The organism is Veillonella denticariosi JCM 15641 (genome assembly GCF_002959855.1).
Taxonomy (GTDB): Bacteria; Bacillota; Negativicutes; order Veillonellales; family Veillonellaceae; genus Veillonella; species Veillonella denticariosi.
The window spans coordinates 376050-392037 of record NZ_PPDB01000007.1; the positions used below are offsets into that span (position 1 = coordinate 376050).

The 15988-nt window shown below is 42.6% G+C and carries 13 protein-coding genes; all 13 read right to left on the reverse strand.

Annotated features, from left to right (window positions below; translation table 11 throughout):
• Positions 1-158: 158 nt before the first annotated feature.
• Complete coding sequence (gene glyS, locus VEHSUH05_RS07290; protein WP_105091192.1) at positions 159-2210, reverse strand: glycine--tRNA ligase subunit beta; 2052 nt, start codon at positions 2208-2210, stop codon at positions 159-161.
• A 1-nt stretch (position 2211) separates the two neighbouring features.
• A complete protein-coding gene (gene glyQ, locus VEHSUH05_RS07295) occupies positions 2212-3087 on the reverse strand; it encodes a glycine--tRNA ligase subunit alpha (protein WP_105091193.1) in 876 nt (291 codons plus the stop codon).
• 372 nt (positions 3088-3459) lie between these two features.
• Entirely contained in the window at positions 3460-4977 is a 1518-nt protein-coding gene (locus VEHSUH05_RS07300) for a capsule assembly Wzi family protein (protein WP_105091194.1), read from the reverse strand.
• A gap of 106 nt (positions 4978-5083) precedes the next feature.
• A complete protein-coding gene (gene recO / locus VEHSUH05_RS07305; protein ID WP_105091195.1) occupies positions 5084-5791 on the reverse strand; it encodes a DNA repair protein RecO in 708 nt (235 codons plus the stop codon).
• The gene (locus VEHSUH05_RS07310; RefSeq protein WP_095065960.1) at positions 5778-7109 is read right to left on the reverse strand and encodes a hemolysin family protein; all 1332 of its coding nucleotides are present in this window, start codon (positions 7107-7109) and stop codon (positions 5778-5780) included. The genes recO and VEHSUH05_RS07310 overlap by 14 nt, the downstream gene beginning before the upstream one ends.
• A gap of 131 nt (positions 7110-7240) precedes the next feature.
• Positions 7241-8140, reverse strand: coding sequence for a GTPase Era (gene era / locus VEHSUH05_RS07315; RefSeq protein ID WP_105091196.1), 900 nt, complete (start codon positions 8138-8140; stop codon positions 7241-7243).
• Positions 8133-8609, reverse strand: a complete 477-nt coding sequence (gene ybeY, locus VEHSUH05_RS07320; protein WP_105091197.1) for an rRNA maturation RNase YbeY — start codon at positions 8607-8609, stop codon at positions 8133-8135. The genes era and ybeY overlap by 8 nt, the downstream gene beginning before the upstream one ends.
• A 2-nt stretch (positions 8610-8611) precedes the next feature.
• On the reverse strand, positions 8612-9631 hold the full coding sequence (locus tag VEHSUH05_RS07325) for a PhoH family protein (protein ID WP_105091198.1): 1020 nt from the start codon (positions 9629-9631) through the stop codon (positions 8612-8614).
• An 8-nt stretch (positions 9632-9639) separates the two neighbouring features.
• Positions 9640-10605, reverse strand: coding sequence for a tRNA modification radical SAM protein MnmL/YtqA (gene mnmL, locus VEHSUH05_RS07330; protein WP_105091199.1), 966 nt, complete (start codon positions 10603-10605; stop codon positions 9640-9642).
• Positions 10606-10686: 81 nt separating this feature from the next.
• On the reverse strand, positions 10687-12435 hold the full coding sequence (locus VEHSUH05_RS07335; RefSeq protein WP_105091200.1) for a B12-binding domain-containing radical SAM protein: 1749 nt from the start codon (positions 12433-12435) through the stop codon (positions 10687-10689).
• A 58-nt stretch (positions 12436-12493) separates the two neighbouring features.
• Entirely contained in the window at positions 12494-12904 is a 411-nt protein-coding gene (locus VEHSUH05_RS07340; RefSeq protein ID WP_245875947.1) for a DUF4229 domain-containing protein, read from the reverse strand.
• Between the two features lie 172 nt (positions 12905-13076).
• Positions 13077-14525, reverse strand: coding sequence for an Asp-tRNA(Asn)/Glu-tRNA(Gln) amidotransferase subunit GatB (gene gatB / locus VEHSUH05_RS07345; RefSeq protein ID WP_054673474.1), 1449 nt, complete (start codon positions 14523-14525; stop codon positions 13077-13079).
• Positions 14522-15982, reverse strand: coding sequence for an Asp-tRNA(Asn)/Glu-tRNA(Gln) amidotransferase subunit GatA (gene gatA / locus VEHSUH05_RS07350; protein WP_105091201.1), 1461 nt, complete (start codon positions 15980-15982; stop codon positions 14522-14524). The genes gatB and gatA overlap by 4 nt, the downstream gene beginning before the upstream one ends.
• Positions 15983-15988 lie beyond the last annotated feature (6 nt).

Below are 15988 nucleotides of genomic sequence, written 5' to 3' on the forward strand. Positions count from 1 at the left end.
CTCCTTACAACTTTGTATACTATTTGTATTCGCCGTCACATTATAAAATCCTGCATAGATTACAAATTTCATATGAATTATAACTTTTAATCTGTATATTGCAATCTGTAAAAGTACACAGTTAAAAAGGACGAGTCGCAACTCGTCCTTCCACCATTCTATTTCAATGCGCTAATATCACCGATAATAGCCATCACATTATAAGCTAACCGAAGTAATTGCAAACGATTATCCTTAATTGCTTCGTCTTTATCCATAACCATCACATCTTCAAAGAATGTATTGATTACAGGAACCAGCGTAGCCGGTACGGCAACAACGGCATCATAATCATGAGCATCCCATGCAGCAAGACTGGCTTCATACGCTTTAGAAGCCGCCTCAAACAACGCCTTTTCCGCATCTTCCTTGAGAAGTGACACATTAACGGATTCATATGTCACATCTTTCACTAAGTTATACATACGTGTATAGGCTTGAACAAGTTCAACATCTTCGTCGATACGATTTGCAAGCAATGCATTTACAAGGCCTTCCGCATCTGCCACGGATAACTCGTTGTTAGATAACAACAAATCAATAACATGATGCGGCACTTCGCGATCAAGGAAAATATTTTTCAAGCGGAGAGTAAAGAATTCCTCAATCTGACCAAGCAATTCATCCTGCTTATCGTCCGGTACGTTAAGCAATTTCATAGACGCTTTAAAGATAGGGCGCAAACTGATATTCCAGTCACTGCCCAGTAAAATATTCAAGATACCGATAGTTTGACGACGCAACGCATATGGGTCCTGAGAACCTGTAGGAATCAAGCCGCGGCTGAAGGTAGCAACGATATTATCCACTTTATCAATGATGGATAATACTTTGCCGGCTTCGGTTTGAGGTAATACATCACCTGCAAAGCGAGGTAAGTATTGCTCAAAAATCGCTTCCGCTACGTCTTCGGATTCACCATCAAGTAGCGCATATTCCTTACCCATAACACCCTGTAATTCGGTAAATTCTGTAACCATACCAGTAGTTAAGTCCGTTTTTGCAAGAATGGTGGCTCGTTCCAACACAACAGCTGCATCTTCGTGTAAACCGCACTCTTCACCGAAGATACGACCTAATTCTAACAAGCGTTCCGTTTTATCCGCTAAATTACCAAGACCTTCCTGGAATACGATTTTAGTCAAACCTTCCTGACGGTCGATAAGAGGTTTCTTGCGGTCTTCATTGAAGAAGAATTTAGCATCATCAAGACGGGCGCGCAATACACGTTCATTACCAGCTTGAACTACTTCGATAGAATGATCAGAGCCATTACGAACTGTTAAGAACATTGGCAATAATTTGCCGTCTTGGTCAACCAATGGGAAGTAGCGTTGATGGTCTTTCATAGGTGTAATGATAGCTGCATCTGGAAGTGCCAAGTAGGATTCTTCGAATCCACCACACAATGCTGTAGGCCATTCAACAAGATAGTTAATTTCTTCTAACAAATCATCATCCCAAACGATGGATGCATTTTTAGAAGCTGCAATGTCATGTAATTGTTTGGAAATCAATTCACGACGTGCGTCTTGATCAACCATAACGAAGTTTTCTTTTAATGTGTCTACATAGGATGCTGCATTTTTAATAGTGATTTCATCAGCACCTAAGAAGCGATGACCACGTGTTACATTACCAGATTTTACAGTAGCAAATTCTACAGGAATTACTTCTTCATCAAGTAATGCTACAAGCCAACGTACAGGACGTACAAATTTAGCATCTAAATTGCCCCAATGCATGGATTTAGGGAAGTTAAGACCTGTAATCAATTGAGGTAACATATCAGTTACGATATCCTTTGCAGGTACGCCTGCGGTTTTAGTTTCCGCATAGATATATCCGTTTTCTACGACGAGATCATCTACATCAAGACCTTTCCCACGAGCAAAGCCGATTGCCGCCTTTGTAGCATTACCGTCTGCATCATATGCGATAGAGGCGGAAGGACCTTTATGACGTTCACTGATTTCAGCAGATGTGTCAGCAAGACCTTTTACGATAAGAGCCAAACGACGTGGTGTACCGTATGTTGCGATGCTTTCAAAAGGAAGATGGGCATCATTTAATTTTGTTTCAGCCAATTGTTTCAATTGATCTAAGATATTTGGCATAAAGCCGGCAGGAATTTCTTCTGCACCGATTTCAAATAATAAATCCTTTGCCATCTTATTTATCTCCTTTCAAAAGTGGGAAACCTAATTCTTCGCGTTTAGCAAGGTATTGTTGTGCACAAATACGAGCTAATGCACGTACGCGGCCGATGAAAGCAGTACGTTCGCTGATGGAAATAGCACCACGGGAATCAAGCAAGTTGAATGTGTGGGAACATTTCAATACATAGTCGTAAGCTGGTAATACATAACCGGCTGCACAAACGCGTTTTGCTTCTGCTTCGTACATATCAAACAATTTGAAAAGCATATCTGTATCAGCTAATTCAAAGTTATATACGGATTGTTCAACTTCGTTAGCATGCCAAATGTCACCATATGTAACATTTTCATTCCATTTAAGGTCATATACATTTTCTACACCTTGAATGTACATAGCCAAACGTTCTAAACCATATGTAATTTCTACAGAAACCGGTTTACAGTCGATGGAACCGACCTGTTGGAAATATGTGAACTGAGTTACTTCCATACCATCGAGCCATACTTCCCAGCCAAGGCCCCAAGCACCTAATGTTGGAGATTCCCAGTTATCCTCTACGAAACGGATATCGTGATCTTCAGCATGAATACCAAGTGTTGCCAAGGATTGTAAGTACAATTCTTGGATGTTATCTGGAGATGGTTTCACGATAACTTGGAATTGATGATGTTGGAACAAACGGTTAGGGTTATCACCATAACGACCGTCTGCTGGACGACGGGACGGCTCTACATAACATACGGCCCAAGGTTCAGGACCGATAGCATGCAAAAATGTTGCAGGATTCATTGTACCTGCGCCCTTTTCAACATCATATGGATTTTGAACGATACAACCTTGCTCGCTCCAGAATTTTTGTAGGTTTAAAATAATCTCTTGAAATGTCATTGCTGCCTCCACTTTACACAACCGACATAAAATCAACCATTTCGTTACAAACAAAAAAGTCCCTGTAACGAAAAACGTTACAGGGACGAGTATACCCGCGGTTCCACCCTATTTGGCTTGCGCCCTCTTTTTTCTATGTTGGCCTTTACTAACAGATTTCTGCGTTCCTGCCAATGCTCTACAGCGCCTTCAACCAAATGTGAGCTTACACCGTCCTCACTCGCTAGAGAGGTCTACTACTCTGCTTCATCGCATGTATTATACATAATATTGTAGCAATACAGAGGGAAAAATGTCAATCTAATACTTTTATACACATAATCAACATCTCAATACTACATTATTCAAATTCTATCATTTAATCATCATTTTTTAGAATGTACGTTTCACATCAACGCCGACTAAATAAGCCGTTTTATCTTTCTTCTCAGTCATATTATGGAGTCTGGATACGCCAACTTTAGCACCAAGGGACCAATTTTGAGATAGTTTACGATTATGATCAAGCCATACATTGAGAGCCGTCGCATCAGTATTAACTTCACGATTTAACTGTAAATATTCCACATTAAGGGCTGTCAGGTTTGCCTTCTTATCCCAATGACCAAGTCGAGCATATAAACGATTACTGCTGTTGCCCATATAGTCGCCAATGATATGACCTTTATGAACATAGCCGTCACCATATGACCAATGAGAATACCACCAGTTACTTGTCTTGCCACCTTCTAAGCGAAGATTCCAATCGTGATTTTTACCAATTTTCGGAACGTATACCCCTGCGGTCCACGCAATACGGGATGGACTCGGTATGAATCCTAATCCTGTCGCCTGGTCCTCGCCATATACCATACCATATACTTCCATAGATGGTAATGTCCATTTTATATCATACCCGGCAATACTGTTCCACTTATCTTTGGAACGTACCGATTCATTTTTTCCCGTTAAGAAACGGCCGTAGTCAGATAAACTTAAATGACGCCCTTCACCACCCATGATGGACGTCAAACTGGCACCCAATACAAGTCGTTTAGTCGGAGACACCTCAATGCGGGCGCCGAAAAAGTCCGGATGTTTAACATCGTTTCTATCATCCGATAATTTTGCATATACGAATGTAGGTTTTACAGATCGCAAAAATCTAAATGTGCCACCTATTTTTACAGGGTTAATTGTCGTCACTTTCACACCGGTTAAAGCATTCATATTATTGGATAAATTAAGGGATGATTGATGCATCGGGCCCCACCAGAGTTCATCTTTACCGGCTTGAACCTCTACGGCCCCGATATGTGTTTTAACATAGCCGTTAATAAGTCGTGCACTGTTATTTCCGGCAAATAAATCGGTACGAGGCGTAACAGCATACGCCACATGATTACCGGCGGTACCGCGAATATTCATTTCGCCACTTACCGTAGTACCACGATTATACGTATATCCGTTATTATTTCCATTTAACGGTTGATATGTACTGGCGGTACGAGTCCAACCACCTTGATTTTGATTATAGGCCGGTGAATTGGTAGATGTTACCGATACTTTCACGGAGTCAACAATAATCTTGGAATCCTGTTTACCGGTTGCCACGGTCTGCATATCATCGGAATATTCAGATTCAAGATTATGAATCATGGATTGGATGAATTGAGGTGTATTACTGTCTACCTTACTATTAGCCTCTGCAATCCATTGGGCTACCTGTAAACGCGTATACGGTTTTGATGTCGGTAATGTATCAATATATCCTTGTGCATGCAAAGCATCAATCATATCATAAGTTGTTGAACTGAGATTAATATTTGGCGATACGATTTGTGTCGCATAAACAGAACCAAATGACATAGTCATAATAGCAGCGGTAATCAATAATTTATTTGCTTTCACGAAATAACTCTCCTCACTATACTTAATTACACATAACGAACACACACACTTTAATGTAAAAAATACTAAAATCTGATTAAAAAATTTCTATCAAATTCAAATCACTTTATTTTATCATAGTATTCAGAAAAATAACGCTGTTCAAGGGTTCACCAATCTCATGAGATGCATAGGCATATAAGAGTTTTTCCAGTTCGGTCCAAAGAGAACCGGAAAATTCCATCTGCAGCTCATCCCCCCATTGAAAGCTTAAGAGTATAGGTAATGCTTTTTTTACTGACGGAGATACACCCATCTGTGTTACAGTGTAAAGTTCCCGCCAGAAATTATCGGTATTTTGTCGATTCATAAAATAATGTGCTTTAGGAACAACACCGGCCAATGACAACAGTTGCCATCCCAGCATAATCGTTCCCAATCGGACATTACGCTGTCGAATGGACTTTGAATAATTTACCACCACATCGAATACGTTGCGATCCGCATCATACAACGCAAATAGTTCCTGAATGAGCTCACTGGCCACCGCCGCATAAGCGATATTTTCAAGATTAGTATCTAACGACTCCACCACATAGGATCCGTCAATCTGCGTTACATTCACGTATTCCCCATCGGGAACAACTGTAATGTACATGGCGCTGAAAGGTCGTAAATAAGAACTGTTACGCATGCTCTGCAGGCGCTTATGCGGTAACGATGCCCGTATGATACCTAAGCTCGGCGTGATGAAAGTAAAAACAGAATAAAGCTTATACTTTTTTCGACTGATAACGATAGCCGGTGTATTGAAAGCGCCGTTAAGATTCTTCATGTTCTTCTTCCACAGGTTCCTCTTCAGGGAGCGGCGTCACCTTGAGTCGTGAAATACGATATCCCTGCATCTGTGTTACCTCGAAGGTATATCCGTTAGCATCTACCGTATCCCCTACGATTGGCGTGCGCTCCAGTAAACCGAATACATATCCGCCAATAGTGTCTGAATCGGAATCTTCAATCTCAACATTCATTATTTCCTCAACTTCGTCAACGAGAACCTTTCCGTCAAATTCAAATGACCCGTCCGCATACGACATGGTTGCCGGCAAATGAGGTTCATGCTCGTCCTGAATATCTCCAACCAGTTCTTCAATGATATCTTCAAGGCCAACAAGGCCGACCATGCCGCCATATTCATCGACGACAACCGCTAAATAGATTCGGCGCGTACGCATATATTGCAGCAATGTGGATAACTTCATGACTTCGGGAACCGTTAAAATATCCCGCTTGATGTTCCTCAAATCCTTCTTCGCTTGGTTAGGACGCTCCATGAGGTCCTTAATGTGAACGAGGCCGATGATGTGATCCTTATCCTCTACACACAAAGGATATCTCGTATGAACGGTCGACCGAATCACCTTCATCGCTTCATCATAGCCGTCCTCGACGAAGACACAGTCCACATCTTGTCGCGGTACCATAACCTCTTTAGCCATACGGTCCACAAAGTTAAATACATTATCGATGAGCTCCGATTCAACCTGATCTAGTTGTCCCTCTTCATGGCTGCGGGAAATCATCATGCGGATTTCCTCTTCCGTGTACACCAGATCAAGTTCCGTAAGATATTTTGTTTTATAAAACTTAAGAATAACAGTGGAAATCTTACCGGCAATCCAGATGAAAGGATATACTAGACGACCGGCAGCCACAACGATGCGACTATATGTATTTACGTACTTTGTAGGGAAAGATAAACCTAACGCTTTCGGTACAATTTCACCGAAGATCAGCACGATAAGACTGATAAACAGCAATAACAAAATATCCAACAAGAAATGCATCCACTCGGTCTGCACATTTAGAAAGGACATCAATCTATCCACTACATTGTCAAATACGAAAGTCCCCGTTCCTGCCAGAGCAAGAATAAAAAAAAGAATTAAAAACTGGGTCGTATTCAAAAAGTATTCCGGATTTTGATATAACTTTAACAGAAATTCCCTGTCCCTTTCTGCGAGAATATCCATATCCTCGACATGTTCTTTCCTGAGCCGAGCAAATGAAAACTTGGCAACCACAAAAAAGTTAATTAAAAATATACATAATAGACCGAATCCTAACGGTATCAGGCCGTCTACACTATCCATGCAATATCCTTTCCATATCATCACATGATGATATCATCGAACTTATAAATACGATTTTACTTCGCTATATGATTTCGTATTTTAATTACAGAGCATTATATATAGAGTATATCACAATCGATTATTGTTTATTACTTCTTATACCCTAATTCGGATAACATACCGGATTTATTGCGCCAGTCCTTTTTAACCTTAACCCAGAGGTCGAGATATACCTTTGTAGCCAACAATTTTTCCACATCAGCCCGTGCCTCTGCACCGAGTTGTTTCAATAGAGCACCGCGTTTTCCGATAATAATCCCCTTTTGTGAGTCCCTTTCACAGTAAATGGTGGCACGTACATACGTTGTGCCATCGGAACGTGTTTTCATTTCATCTACGTCTACGGCAATGGCATGAGGAATTTCATCGCGTGTCGCGAGCAGAATTTTTTCACGCACAATATCGGAAATGATGAGCCGCTCCGGTTGGTCCGTAATCATATCTTCAGGAAAATATTGAGGGCCTTCCGGCAAGACTTCTTCCAGTACGTGCAAAACCTCGGATAAATTCTCCTTATCCTTTGCGGAAATAGGAATAACCCCTGCAAATGGATACGCATCCTGATAAGACACGATTACCTCTAACAGTTCTTCTTTTTTTAAGGTATCGATTTTATTTACCACCAAGAAGACAGGTACTTTTACGCGCTTTAACTGTTCTATAATGAAATTATCTCCGGGACCGCGTTTTTCGTTACCAGCCACCACGAAGAGGACCGCTTCCGTTTCCTTTAATGATTCGATGGCCGCATCCACCATAAATTCTCCCAGCTTATGCTTAGGCTTATGCACACCCGGGGTATCCATGAAGACGATTTGTTTCGCATCATCAGTATATACGCAGATGATACGATTACGCGTCGTTTGCGCCTTATCAGAAACGATGGCAATTTTATCGCCTATAAGGGCATTAATAAGGGTAGATTTTCCCACGTTAGGACGGCCTACAACGGCTACGAAGCCCGATTTAAAATGTTCATTCTTATTCATTGTATGGTGCATCCTCCCGCACATAACCGAGATTACCGAGAACGAATTCCTCCTCCGTTCTCATTTCCTTCTTATCCTCATCATTCATATGATCGTAACCTAAAATATGCAGACAACTATGAGTCGTTAAGTACGCCAGTTCCCTCTCAAAGCTGTGACCGTATTCGATAGCCTGTTCACGGGCACGCTCCAGACAGATAATCATATCCCCCAACAAATGATGCTCCTCTTCACTGCCTTCATAGTCATCCCCTTCATTAAGGGCGAAAGAGAGTACATCCGTCGGCCGGTCGATACCGCGGTACTGCTTATTAAGTTCGTGAATCTTCGCATTATTACAGAAGAGAATACTCATCTCATCCTCTTCAAGACCATAAACGCGACTCACTTCATCACATACCTTACGGATAATCGCCTCAATTCGTGAGTCTTGTTTTATATCTTCGTCATAGCTGATATGTATATACATACTTATTCTTTCACCATACCCTTATTAGCATCTTGAACCGGAATTACTTTAATTGCATCCCGAGTCGACTTCTGTTCATGATAGGCGTCGTATGCTTTCACAATACATCCCACCAAATCATGGCGCACCACATCCTGATCACTAAAATAAACCATATTTATCCCCGGCACATGGCGCAATACCTTTTCCGCCTCACCGAGGCCCGACACAACCCGTGGCGGTAAATCGATTTGTGTTTTATCACCGTTGACCACCATTTTAGAATTGTTCCCTAAACGGGTCAGAAACATTTTCATCTGTTCCGCCGTCGTATTCTGAGCCTCATCTAAAATGACGAAAGCATTTTCAAGCGTGCGTCCGCGCATATAAGCAAGAGGTGCCACTTCGATGGTGCCGCGCTCCATAAACCGTTGTACCTGTTCGATACCGAACATTTCATGCAATGCATCATATAAAGGTCGTAAGTACGGATCCACCTTATCTTGCAATTCACCGGGCAGAAAGCCGAGCCGTTCACCGGCTTCGACGGCAGGACGAGTCAATATGATTTTATCCACATTGCGGTTCTTTAAATAAAAGGCCGCCAACGCCACCGCCAGGAACGTCTTACCTGTACCTGCCGGACCGATGCCAAATGTAATGGTATTCTTACGGATACTGTCCACATAATATTTCTGACCTTCCGTCTTAGGCGTAATATTTTTACCGCGCATATTTACGGATAATGTATCCTCAAACATGGTATGTACCGCATCCGCTTTGTCATTAGCTACAAGCTTCGCCGCAATACGCACTTGAGATTCCGTAATCGTACTGCCCTCTCGATAGAGAAACACGAGTTCCTCCAAGGTGCGATACAAAGCGGCCACTTGATCTTCGTCGCCCTTGATGACCACCGTATCGCCGCGAGCCACCACATCCGCCGTAATGACATCTAGCATCATATGCAAATAACGATTATGTTGACCTAAAATCGACTGAGCTAGGTCATATGTAGGAAATGTAAAGATTTGTTCGCTCATACAACCTCCTAATCTATAAACTGGCGGACCGCCTTACCGTTCAGATAATCACATAGATCACCTTGACGGGCATCCAGTTCATCTATCTTATCATCTATTAAATCCTGTACACGCCACCATCCCATGGACCAATTGGTAAACAGGGTATTATCCTCCGGTGCACGTCCCACTAAACGCTGCAACACAATATCTGGATGCAGATGACGCACGAAATTAACCACGCGGTCAGCATATTCTTCGGCGCTGATCAATGTAAACCGCCCGTCCTGATACCATTTCGCCATCAGCGTATTCTTAACGATATACAAGGCATGTAATTTAACTTGATCGACTCCGAGGGCTGACAATATGCGAGCCCCTTCCACCGTATCCTGCATCGTATCCCACGGCAGATTAACAATCATATGAGCGGTCACATTAAATCCATACCGCTTAATCCGTAATACAGCATCGATAAATTGAGCTAGATCATGACCGCGGTTAATCTTTTCCAATGTATCATAATTAACGGTTTGCAACCCCAGCTCAATATAAATATCCTTGTGAAAGCGGTCTCTAATATCGGCGAGAATATCCAGATATTCATCAGCAATACAATCAGGTCTCGTGGCAATGGCAATGCCTACAGCCGCATCGATGCAGCCCTGCTCCATATAACTTTTGAAAGCGGCCAATCCCAAATAGGTATTACTGAAATTCTGGTAATAGGGAATAAATTTTTTCGCCTTGTACTTGGGACCGATATGCGCGATATTCTCCTCTAACTGCATCGCAACCGTCATAGTTGCGGGCAGATTTTCATACCCTGCACCGATTTCTCCGCAAAACGTGCATCCGCCTACACCGGCAGAACCGTCCCTGTTAGGACATGTGAGCGGTAAGGCAACAGGCAATTTATACACCTTTTCACCATATCGTTCCTTATAAAATTTTGATACCATACGGTATCGCTTCGGTCTTGTCGTATCGGTCATGACACTCCTGTTTATATACACTATTCATATATTTTACAATATACAATCGGATCACGATTTGAAATTATCGATATCGTTTTATTAAGACTCAACGTACGGTCGTATAAACGGCGGCACCTCTTTGTTAACATCGATGACAACCGTAAACGGTTTATCCTGTATATTCTTGATGCCCAGTACGTTTGCCGTCTCTTCAGACATAGGCATTTCCACGTATTGCTGACGGATCTTGCGCCACTCCTTAAACGTGTAATTTGGAATATATCGAGATGCCAGCTCTTCATTACGCCAGAATGCTTCCCCTTCTTGTAAAAGCTCCTTCGTCTGCTTAGGCAGCCCTACGGCCTCACTGCGAATCTTTCCGCGATAGCTCACCAATGTATCATATTGCAATAGTTCTGCAGCAATCATATCATTTCGGTCCAGGAAAAATCTATAAAGAAACTCTATCTGATCTATATCCTTCAGATTTACCTTATGGTGTCCGGCCGCAAGCCAGGCTTCAGTCATTTCCACAAAATATGTAAATGCATCAACAGGACCATTGATCAATTTAGCCCCAATATACGAGAACACAGTTCTAAAGCGTTCGCTATTATAGAATCGTTCAAATACGTCTTCAAAGTGCTTTAAAAAACGTACATCTTCATAGGACAATACATGCGTGCTCAACACCTCATAGGGTGCCAACGGATCACTCACATATTGATATTCATCCATGCGACGTACACCGGAACCTTTCAGTAATTTCAAAAAGCCGATTTGCAACGCATGAGGCTGCAAGCTGAACAGATCATTAAATGATTGTCCAAAGCGAGCTTTATCCTCATGCGGCAATCCTACGATAAGATCCATGTGCACATGTGTACGGCCCGCCTCGATAATCGGCCGAATAGCGGCCTGAATGTATGGCCAATCATTGTAACGGTTGATAGCATCCAAGGTTTTCTTATGCGTACTCTGCACGCCCACTTCAATTTGAATTCGTCCCGGCGGTGTTTCACACAGAATATTTGTCTCCCATTCCGTCATGAGCTCCGGTTCCATTTCCAGATGAAAGTTTGTATCCGTATCAGCATTTTTTATGAATTCCATCAGCGGCCTATGATGAGCCGGTGCGCAATTAAAGGTGCGGTCCACAAATTTCACCTGCTTGACATTATGATCGATGAACCATTGCAATTCTTTAAACGTTCTTTCCTGCGGAAAAAAACGCACCGTATTTTTATTGCCTGATAAACAGTATTGGCAGGAAAACGGACATCCGCGAGACGATTCATAATAAATTATCTTATGTTCCAGATCGACCATATCTTCCTCTACATAAGGAAACGGAATGGTGCTGAGATCTTTAACCTCCACAGTTGTCGTAGATCCCATAAGAGCACCGGATACATGACGACCGCGTACGCCGGCAATAGGTTCCTCTAGCCCATCACGATTATCGGATAGCGCCGTAATCAGATGATAAAATGCTTCCTCACCCTCCCCCTGCACAACATAATCTACAGCAGAACATCGCTCCAGAATTTCATCAGCCGTGAACGATACTTCGGGACCGCCGAGGATTATTTTAATATCCGGACGGACGGCTTTCACCATGTCCACCACATGTAATGTCATCTCGATATTCCAGATATAGCACGCAAAGCCGAGCACATTGATATTGCGTTCCGTTATATCGCTGAGAATATGTAAAACAAGCATATTAATAGTGTATTCCACTATATCGTATGCCTGTCCATGAGCCTTGCCATAGGCCTTAAGATAGCGTAAGGCCAAAGAAGAATGTATAAATTTTGAATTCAATGTCGATAAAACTACGTTCATATTTCCTCATCATCGAATGGCCTCGCCACCGTCTAGTCATAATATAAATATTATATCATTAAAAGAGACCAAAGATAAAGGAAATGATGGCACCTATCAGGATGATAGCACCTACGACGGTAAAAATAAGACTACCGAAAATCACGATGGCCGCCAAGCCCGCCGCAAGAATTATCAACATGATGATGCAGCTGAGCCAGTTTGAACCACCAAAGTGATATACTTTAACACGCGGACCGTATTGCTCATATCCTTCATAGTACGCTCGCTCCTGATCCGTAGCGGTCGGTGTAGATTCGACATGAACAGAATCCCCCGCTTCATCGATGGTAACACCATCAAAATCACGACGTTCATCATCCGACAAAACCCGTGTATTCGGTTCACTTTGCGTATATCCTGTAGAATCCGTATATTGCTCATCATCTCGATGTATATTTTTCTCTCGTTTATCTGTTCTATCAGTCATGATTATATCCTTTTTAGGTTACAAACATCAATAAATTTTATACAATGTATTATATCATAAAATACTGTTATACATATAAAAACATCCTCTACTACACAGTCTATTAATACATAACATGTGTATGTAGAGGATGTTATAACTGTTAAGCTATATGTCAAAAGCCTAGTTCAGATTAGTCCTTTAAGAATTTCTGAAGTAATTCATTAACCATACCAGGGTTGGCGCGACCTTTGGATTCCTTCATAACTTGACCTACCAGGAAGCCGATAGCTTTACCGTTACCGCCTTTAAAATCGGCAACGGGTTGCGGATTATTGGCAATAACTTGCTTAACGATCTCTTCAATCGCGCCGGTATCGGTAATTTGTACGAGACCTTCTTCTTTAACGATAGTGTCCGCATCCTTACCGGATTCCCACATGGATACGATAACCTTTTTCGCAATTTTACCGGAAATCGTGCCCTTCTCAATAAGAGCAATCATACCGGCAAGGTTTTCTGGACTTACCTTCGATTCAGCAAAGGTTAAACTGTTTTCATTAATCATCTTGGACAAATCGCCGAGCATCCAGTTGGATACCGTTTTAGGATCCGCACCGGCCTGCACAGTCGCATCAAGATAATCTGCCGTCTTACGGGATACCGTGAGGATAGTCGCATCTTCACGAGATAATCCGTATTCAGATATGAAGCGGTTAATCTTGGCAGCCTGCAACTCAGGTAGTGCCTTACGAGCCGCTTCAATCTCTTCATCAGTAATAACAATCGGTACCAAATCAGGTTCCGGAAAATAGCGGTAATCATTTTCCGCATCCTTCTTGCGCATTCCCAATGTAATGCCCTGAGCATCATCCCATGTACGCGTTTCCTGATCCACAGTACCGCCATCTTCAATCAGCTGAGCCTGACGTAACGCTTCATACTCGATAGCTTTTTGAATACCCGTTAAAGAGTTGACGTTCTTTGTTTCTGTGCGTGTGCCGAATTCAGTAGCACCGCGAAGTCGTACGGATACGTTACAGTCACAACGAAGAGAACCTTCCTCCATACGTCCGTCGGATACTTCCAGATATTGTAAAATGGAGCGCAGTTTTTCAACGTACGCCTTTGCCTCCGCACCGGAACGAATATCAGGTTCCGATACGATTTCCAACAACGGTACACCTGTACGGTTGTAGTCAACATTAGAGAAATTGGAATCGGAAATAGTATTGCCGCTATGAACGAGCTTGCCCGCATCTTCTTCCATATGGATACGCGTGATACCGATACGCTTTGTTTCACCGTCTACCTCGATATCCAAGTGACCATTTAGACAGATCGGCAAGTCATATTGAGATGTCTGGTAATTTTTAGGCAAATCAGGATAATAATAATTCTTGCGGTCAAATTTATTAAAGTGAAGGATATCGCAATTTAATGCCAAACCTACCTTAATAGCATATTCCACGACCTTTTTATTCAACACCGGCATGGCCCCAGGTAAGCCTAGACACACCGGACATATATGTGTATTTTGGTCACCGCCGAATTCAGTAGTGCAACCACAGAAGATTTTAGACTTAGTCTTAAGCTCCGTATGAACCTCCAAACCGATGACCGTTTCATATTTACTGCTCATAGAGAAACCTCCCCTGTCGGTGCTACTAATTGACAATCCGGACGGGCCTGTTCAAATGTGAAAGCCGCGCGAAGCAATGTTTCTTCACCCATAGCAGGACACAATAATTGTAGTCCAATCGGTAAATTATTGCTGCTCATGCCCGCAGGAATACTGATACCCGGGATACCCGCCAAGTTTGCCGGTACCGTACAGATATCCTCTAAGTACATAGCCAACGGATCATTTATCTTTTCACCGAATTTATATGCCGTATTTGGCGCCGTAGGTGTCAACAATAGATCTACTTTGGAGAAAACTTCATCCAGTTCATTTTTTATCAAGCGACGTACTTTCAAGGCTTTCAAATAGTAGGCATCATAGTAACCGGAACTCAATACATATGTACCAAGGAGGATACGACGCTGTACCTCCTGACCGAAGCCTTCGGTACGGGTTTTCGTGGACATGTCTACCAAATTATCCGCAGGTACGCGCATACCATAGCTTACGCCGTCATAGCGAGCCAGGTTGGAACTTGCCTCAGCCAAAGCGATGATATAATATGCGGACAACGCATATTTAGAATTAGGTAATGAAACCTCAACAATTTCAGCACCTAATTTCTTGTATGTACCAATAGCCTCATCCATAGCCTTACGAACATCGCTGTTAAGACCGTCCCCGAAAAACTCCTTAGGCACACCGATTTTAAGCTTAGACACATCATTTACAAGGGCCTTCGTATAGTCTACACGAGCCCCCGGAATCGATGTGGAATCCTTCGCGTCATGACCGGAAATAGCATTTAATACCAAGGCGGCATCCGTTACGTCCCGCGTAACAGGTCCGATCTGATCCAATGAGGACGCAAAGGCGATAAGCCCATAACGAGATACATTGCCGTAAGTCGGTTTCAACCCAACTACGCCACAGAAAGAAGCAGGTTGGCGAATTGAACCGCCCGTATCGGAACCGAGAGCCCAAATTGCACTGCCACTGGAAACGGCAGCCGCACTACCGCCCGAAGATCCGCCCGGAACACAATCATTATTCCAGGGATTAACCGTTTTAGCCAAAGCGGAATTTTCCGTAGATCCGCCCATAGCGAATTCATCCATATTCAATTTCCCGAGAATAACGGACTGATTCGCATCAAGACGTTCCACAACAGATGCATTATAAGGAGGTACAAAGTGCTCCAACATTTTAGATGCACACGTCGTCGTTTCTCCTTTTACACATATATTATCTTTCAATGCACCCGGAATCCCGGCCAATGGAGAAATTGCTTCCCCTTTAGCGATAGCTTCATCTACAGCCTTCGCCGTAGCGAGCGCACGTTCATGAGAATCGGAAAGATACGCATGTACAGTCGGTTCTACTTGTACTTTATGAGCGATAACAGCCTTCGTCAATTCAACGGCACTGATCTCTTTATTCACTAATTTTTTATGTAATTCATGAATGGTTGCCACTGCAAA

Coding starts and splice junctions, on each gene's coding strand:
- ybeY (WP_105091197.1), bottom strand. CDS start 8,609: ATGTATATACATATCAGCTATGACGAAGATATAAAACAAGACTCACGA.
- VEHSUH05_RS07325 (WP_105091198.1), bottom strand. CDS start 9,631: ATGAGCGAACAAATCTTTACATTTCCTACATATGACCTAGCTCAGTCG.
- glyS (WP_105091192.1), bottom strand. CDS start 2,210: ATGGCAAAGGATTTATTATTTGAAATCGGTGCAGAAGAAATTCCTGCC.
- gatB (WP_054673474.1), bottom strand. CDS start 14,525: ATGAGCAGTAAATATGAAACGGTCATCGGTTTGGAGGTTCATACGGAG.
- glyQ (WP_105091193.1), bottom strand. CDS start 3,087: ATGACATTTCAAGAGATTATTTTAAACCTACAAAAATTCTGGAGCGAG.
- VEHSUH05_RS07340 (WP_245875947.1), bottom strand. CDS start 12,904: ATGACTGATAGAACAGATAAACGAGAGAAAAATATACATCGAGATGAT.
- VEHSUH05_RS07335 (WP_105091200.1), bottom strand. CDS start 12,435: ATGAACGTAGTTTTATCGACATTGAATTCAAAATTTATACATTCTTCT.
- era (WP_105091196.1), bottom strand. CDS start 8,140: ATGAATAAGAATGAACATTTTAAATCGGGCTTCGTAGCCGTTGTAGGC.
- VEHSUH05_RS07310 (WP_095065960.1), bottom strand. CDS start 7,109: ATGGATAGTGTAGACGGCCTGATACCGTTAGGATTCGGTCTATTATGT.
- mnmL (WP_105091199.1), bottom strand. CDS start 10,605: ATGACCGATACGACAAGACCGAAGCGATACCGTATGGTATCAAAATTT.
- recO (WP_105091195.1), bottom strand. CDS start 5,791: ATGAAGAATCTTAACGGCGCTTTCAATACACCGGCTATCGTTATCAGT.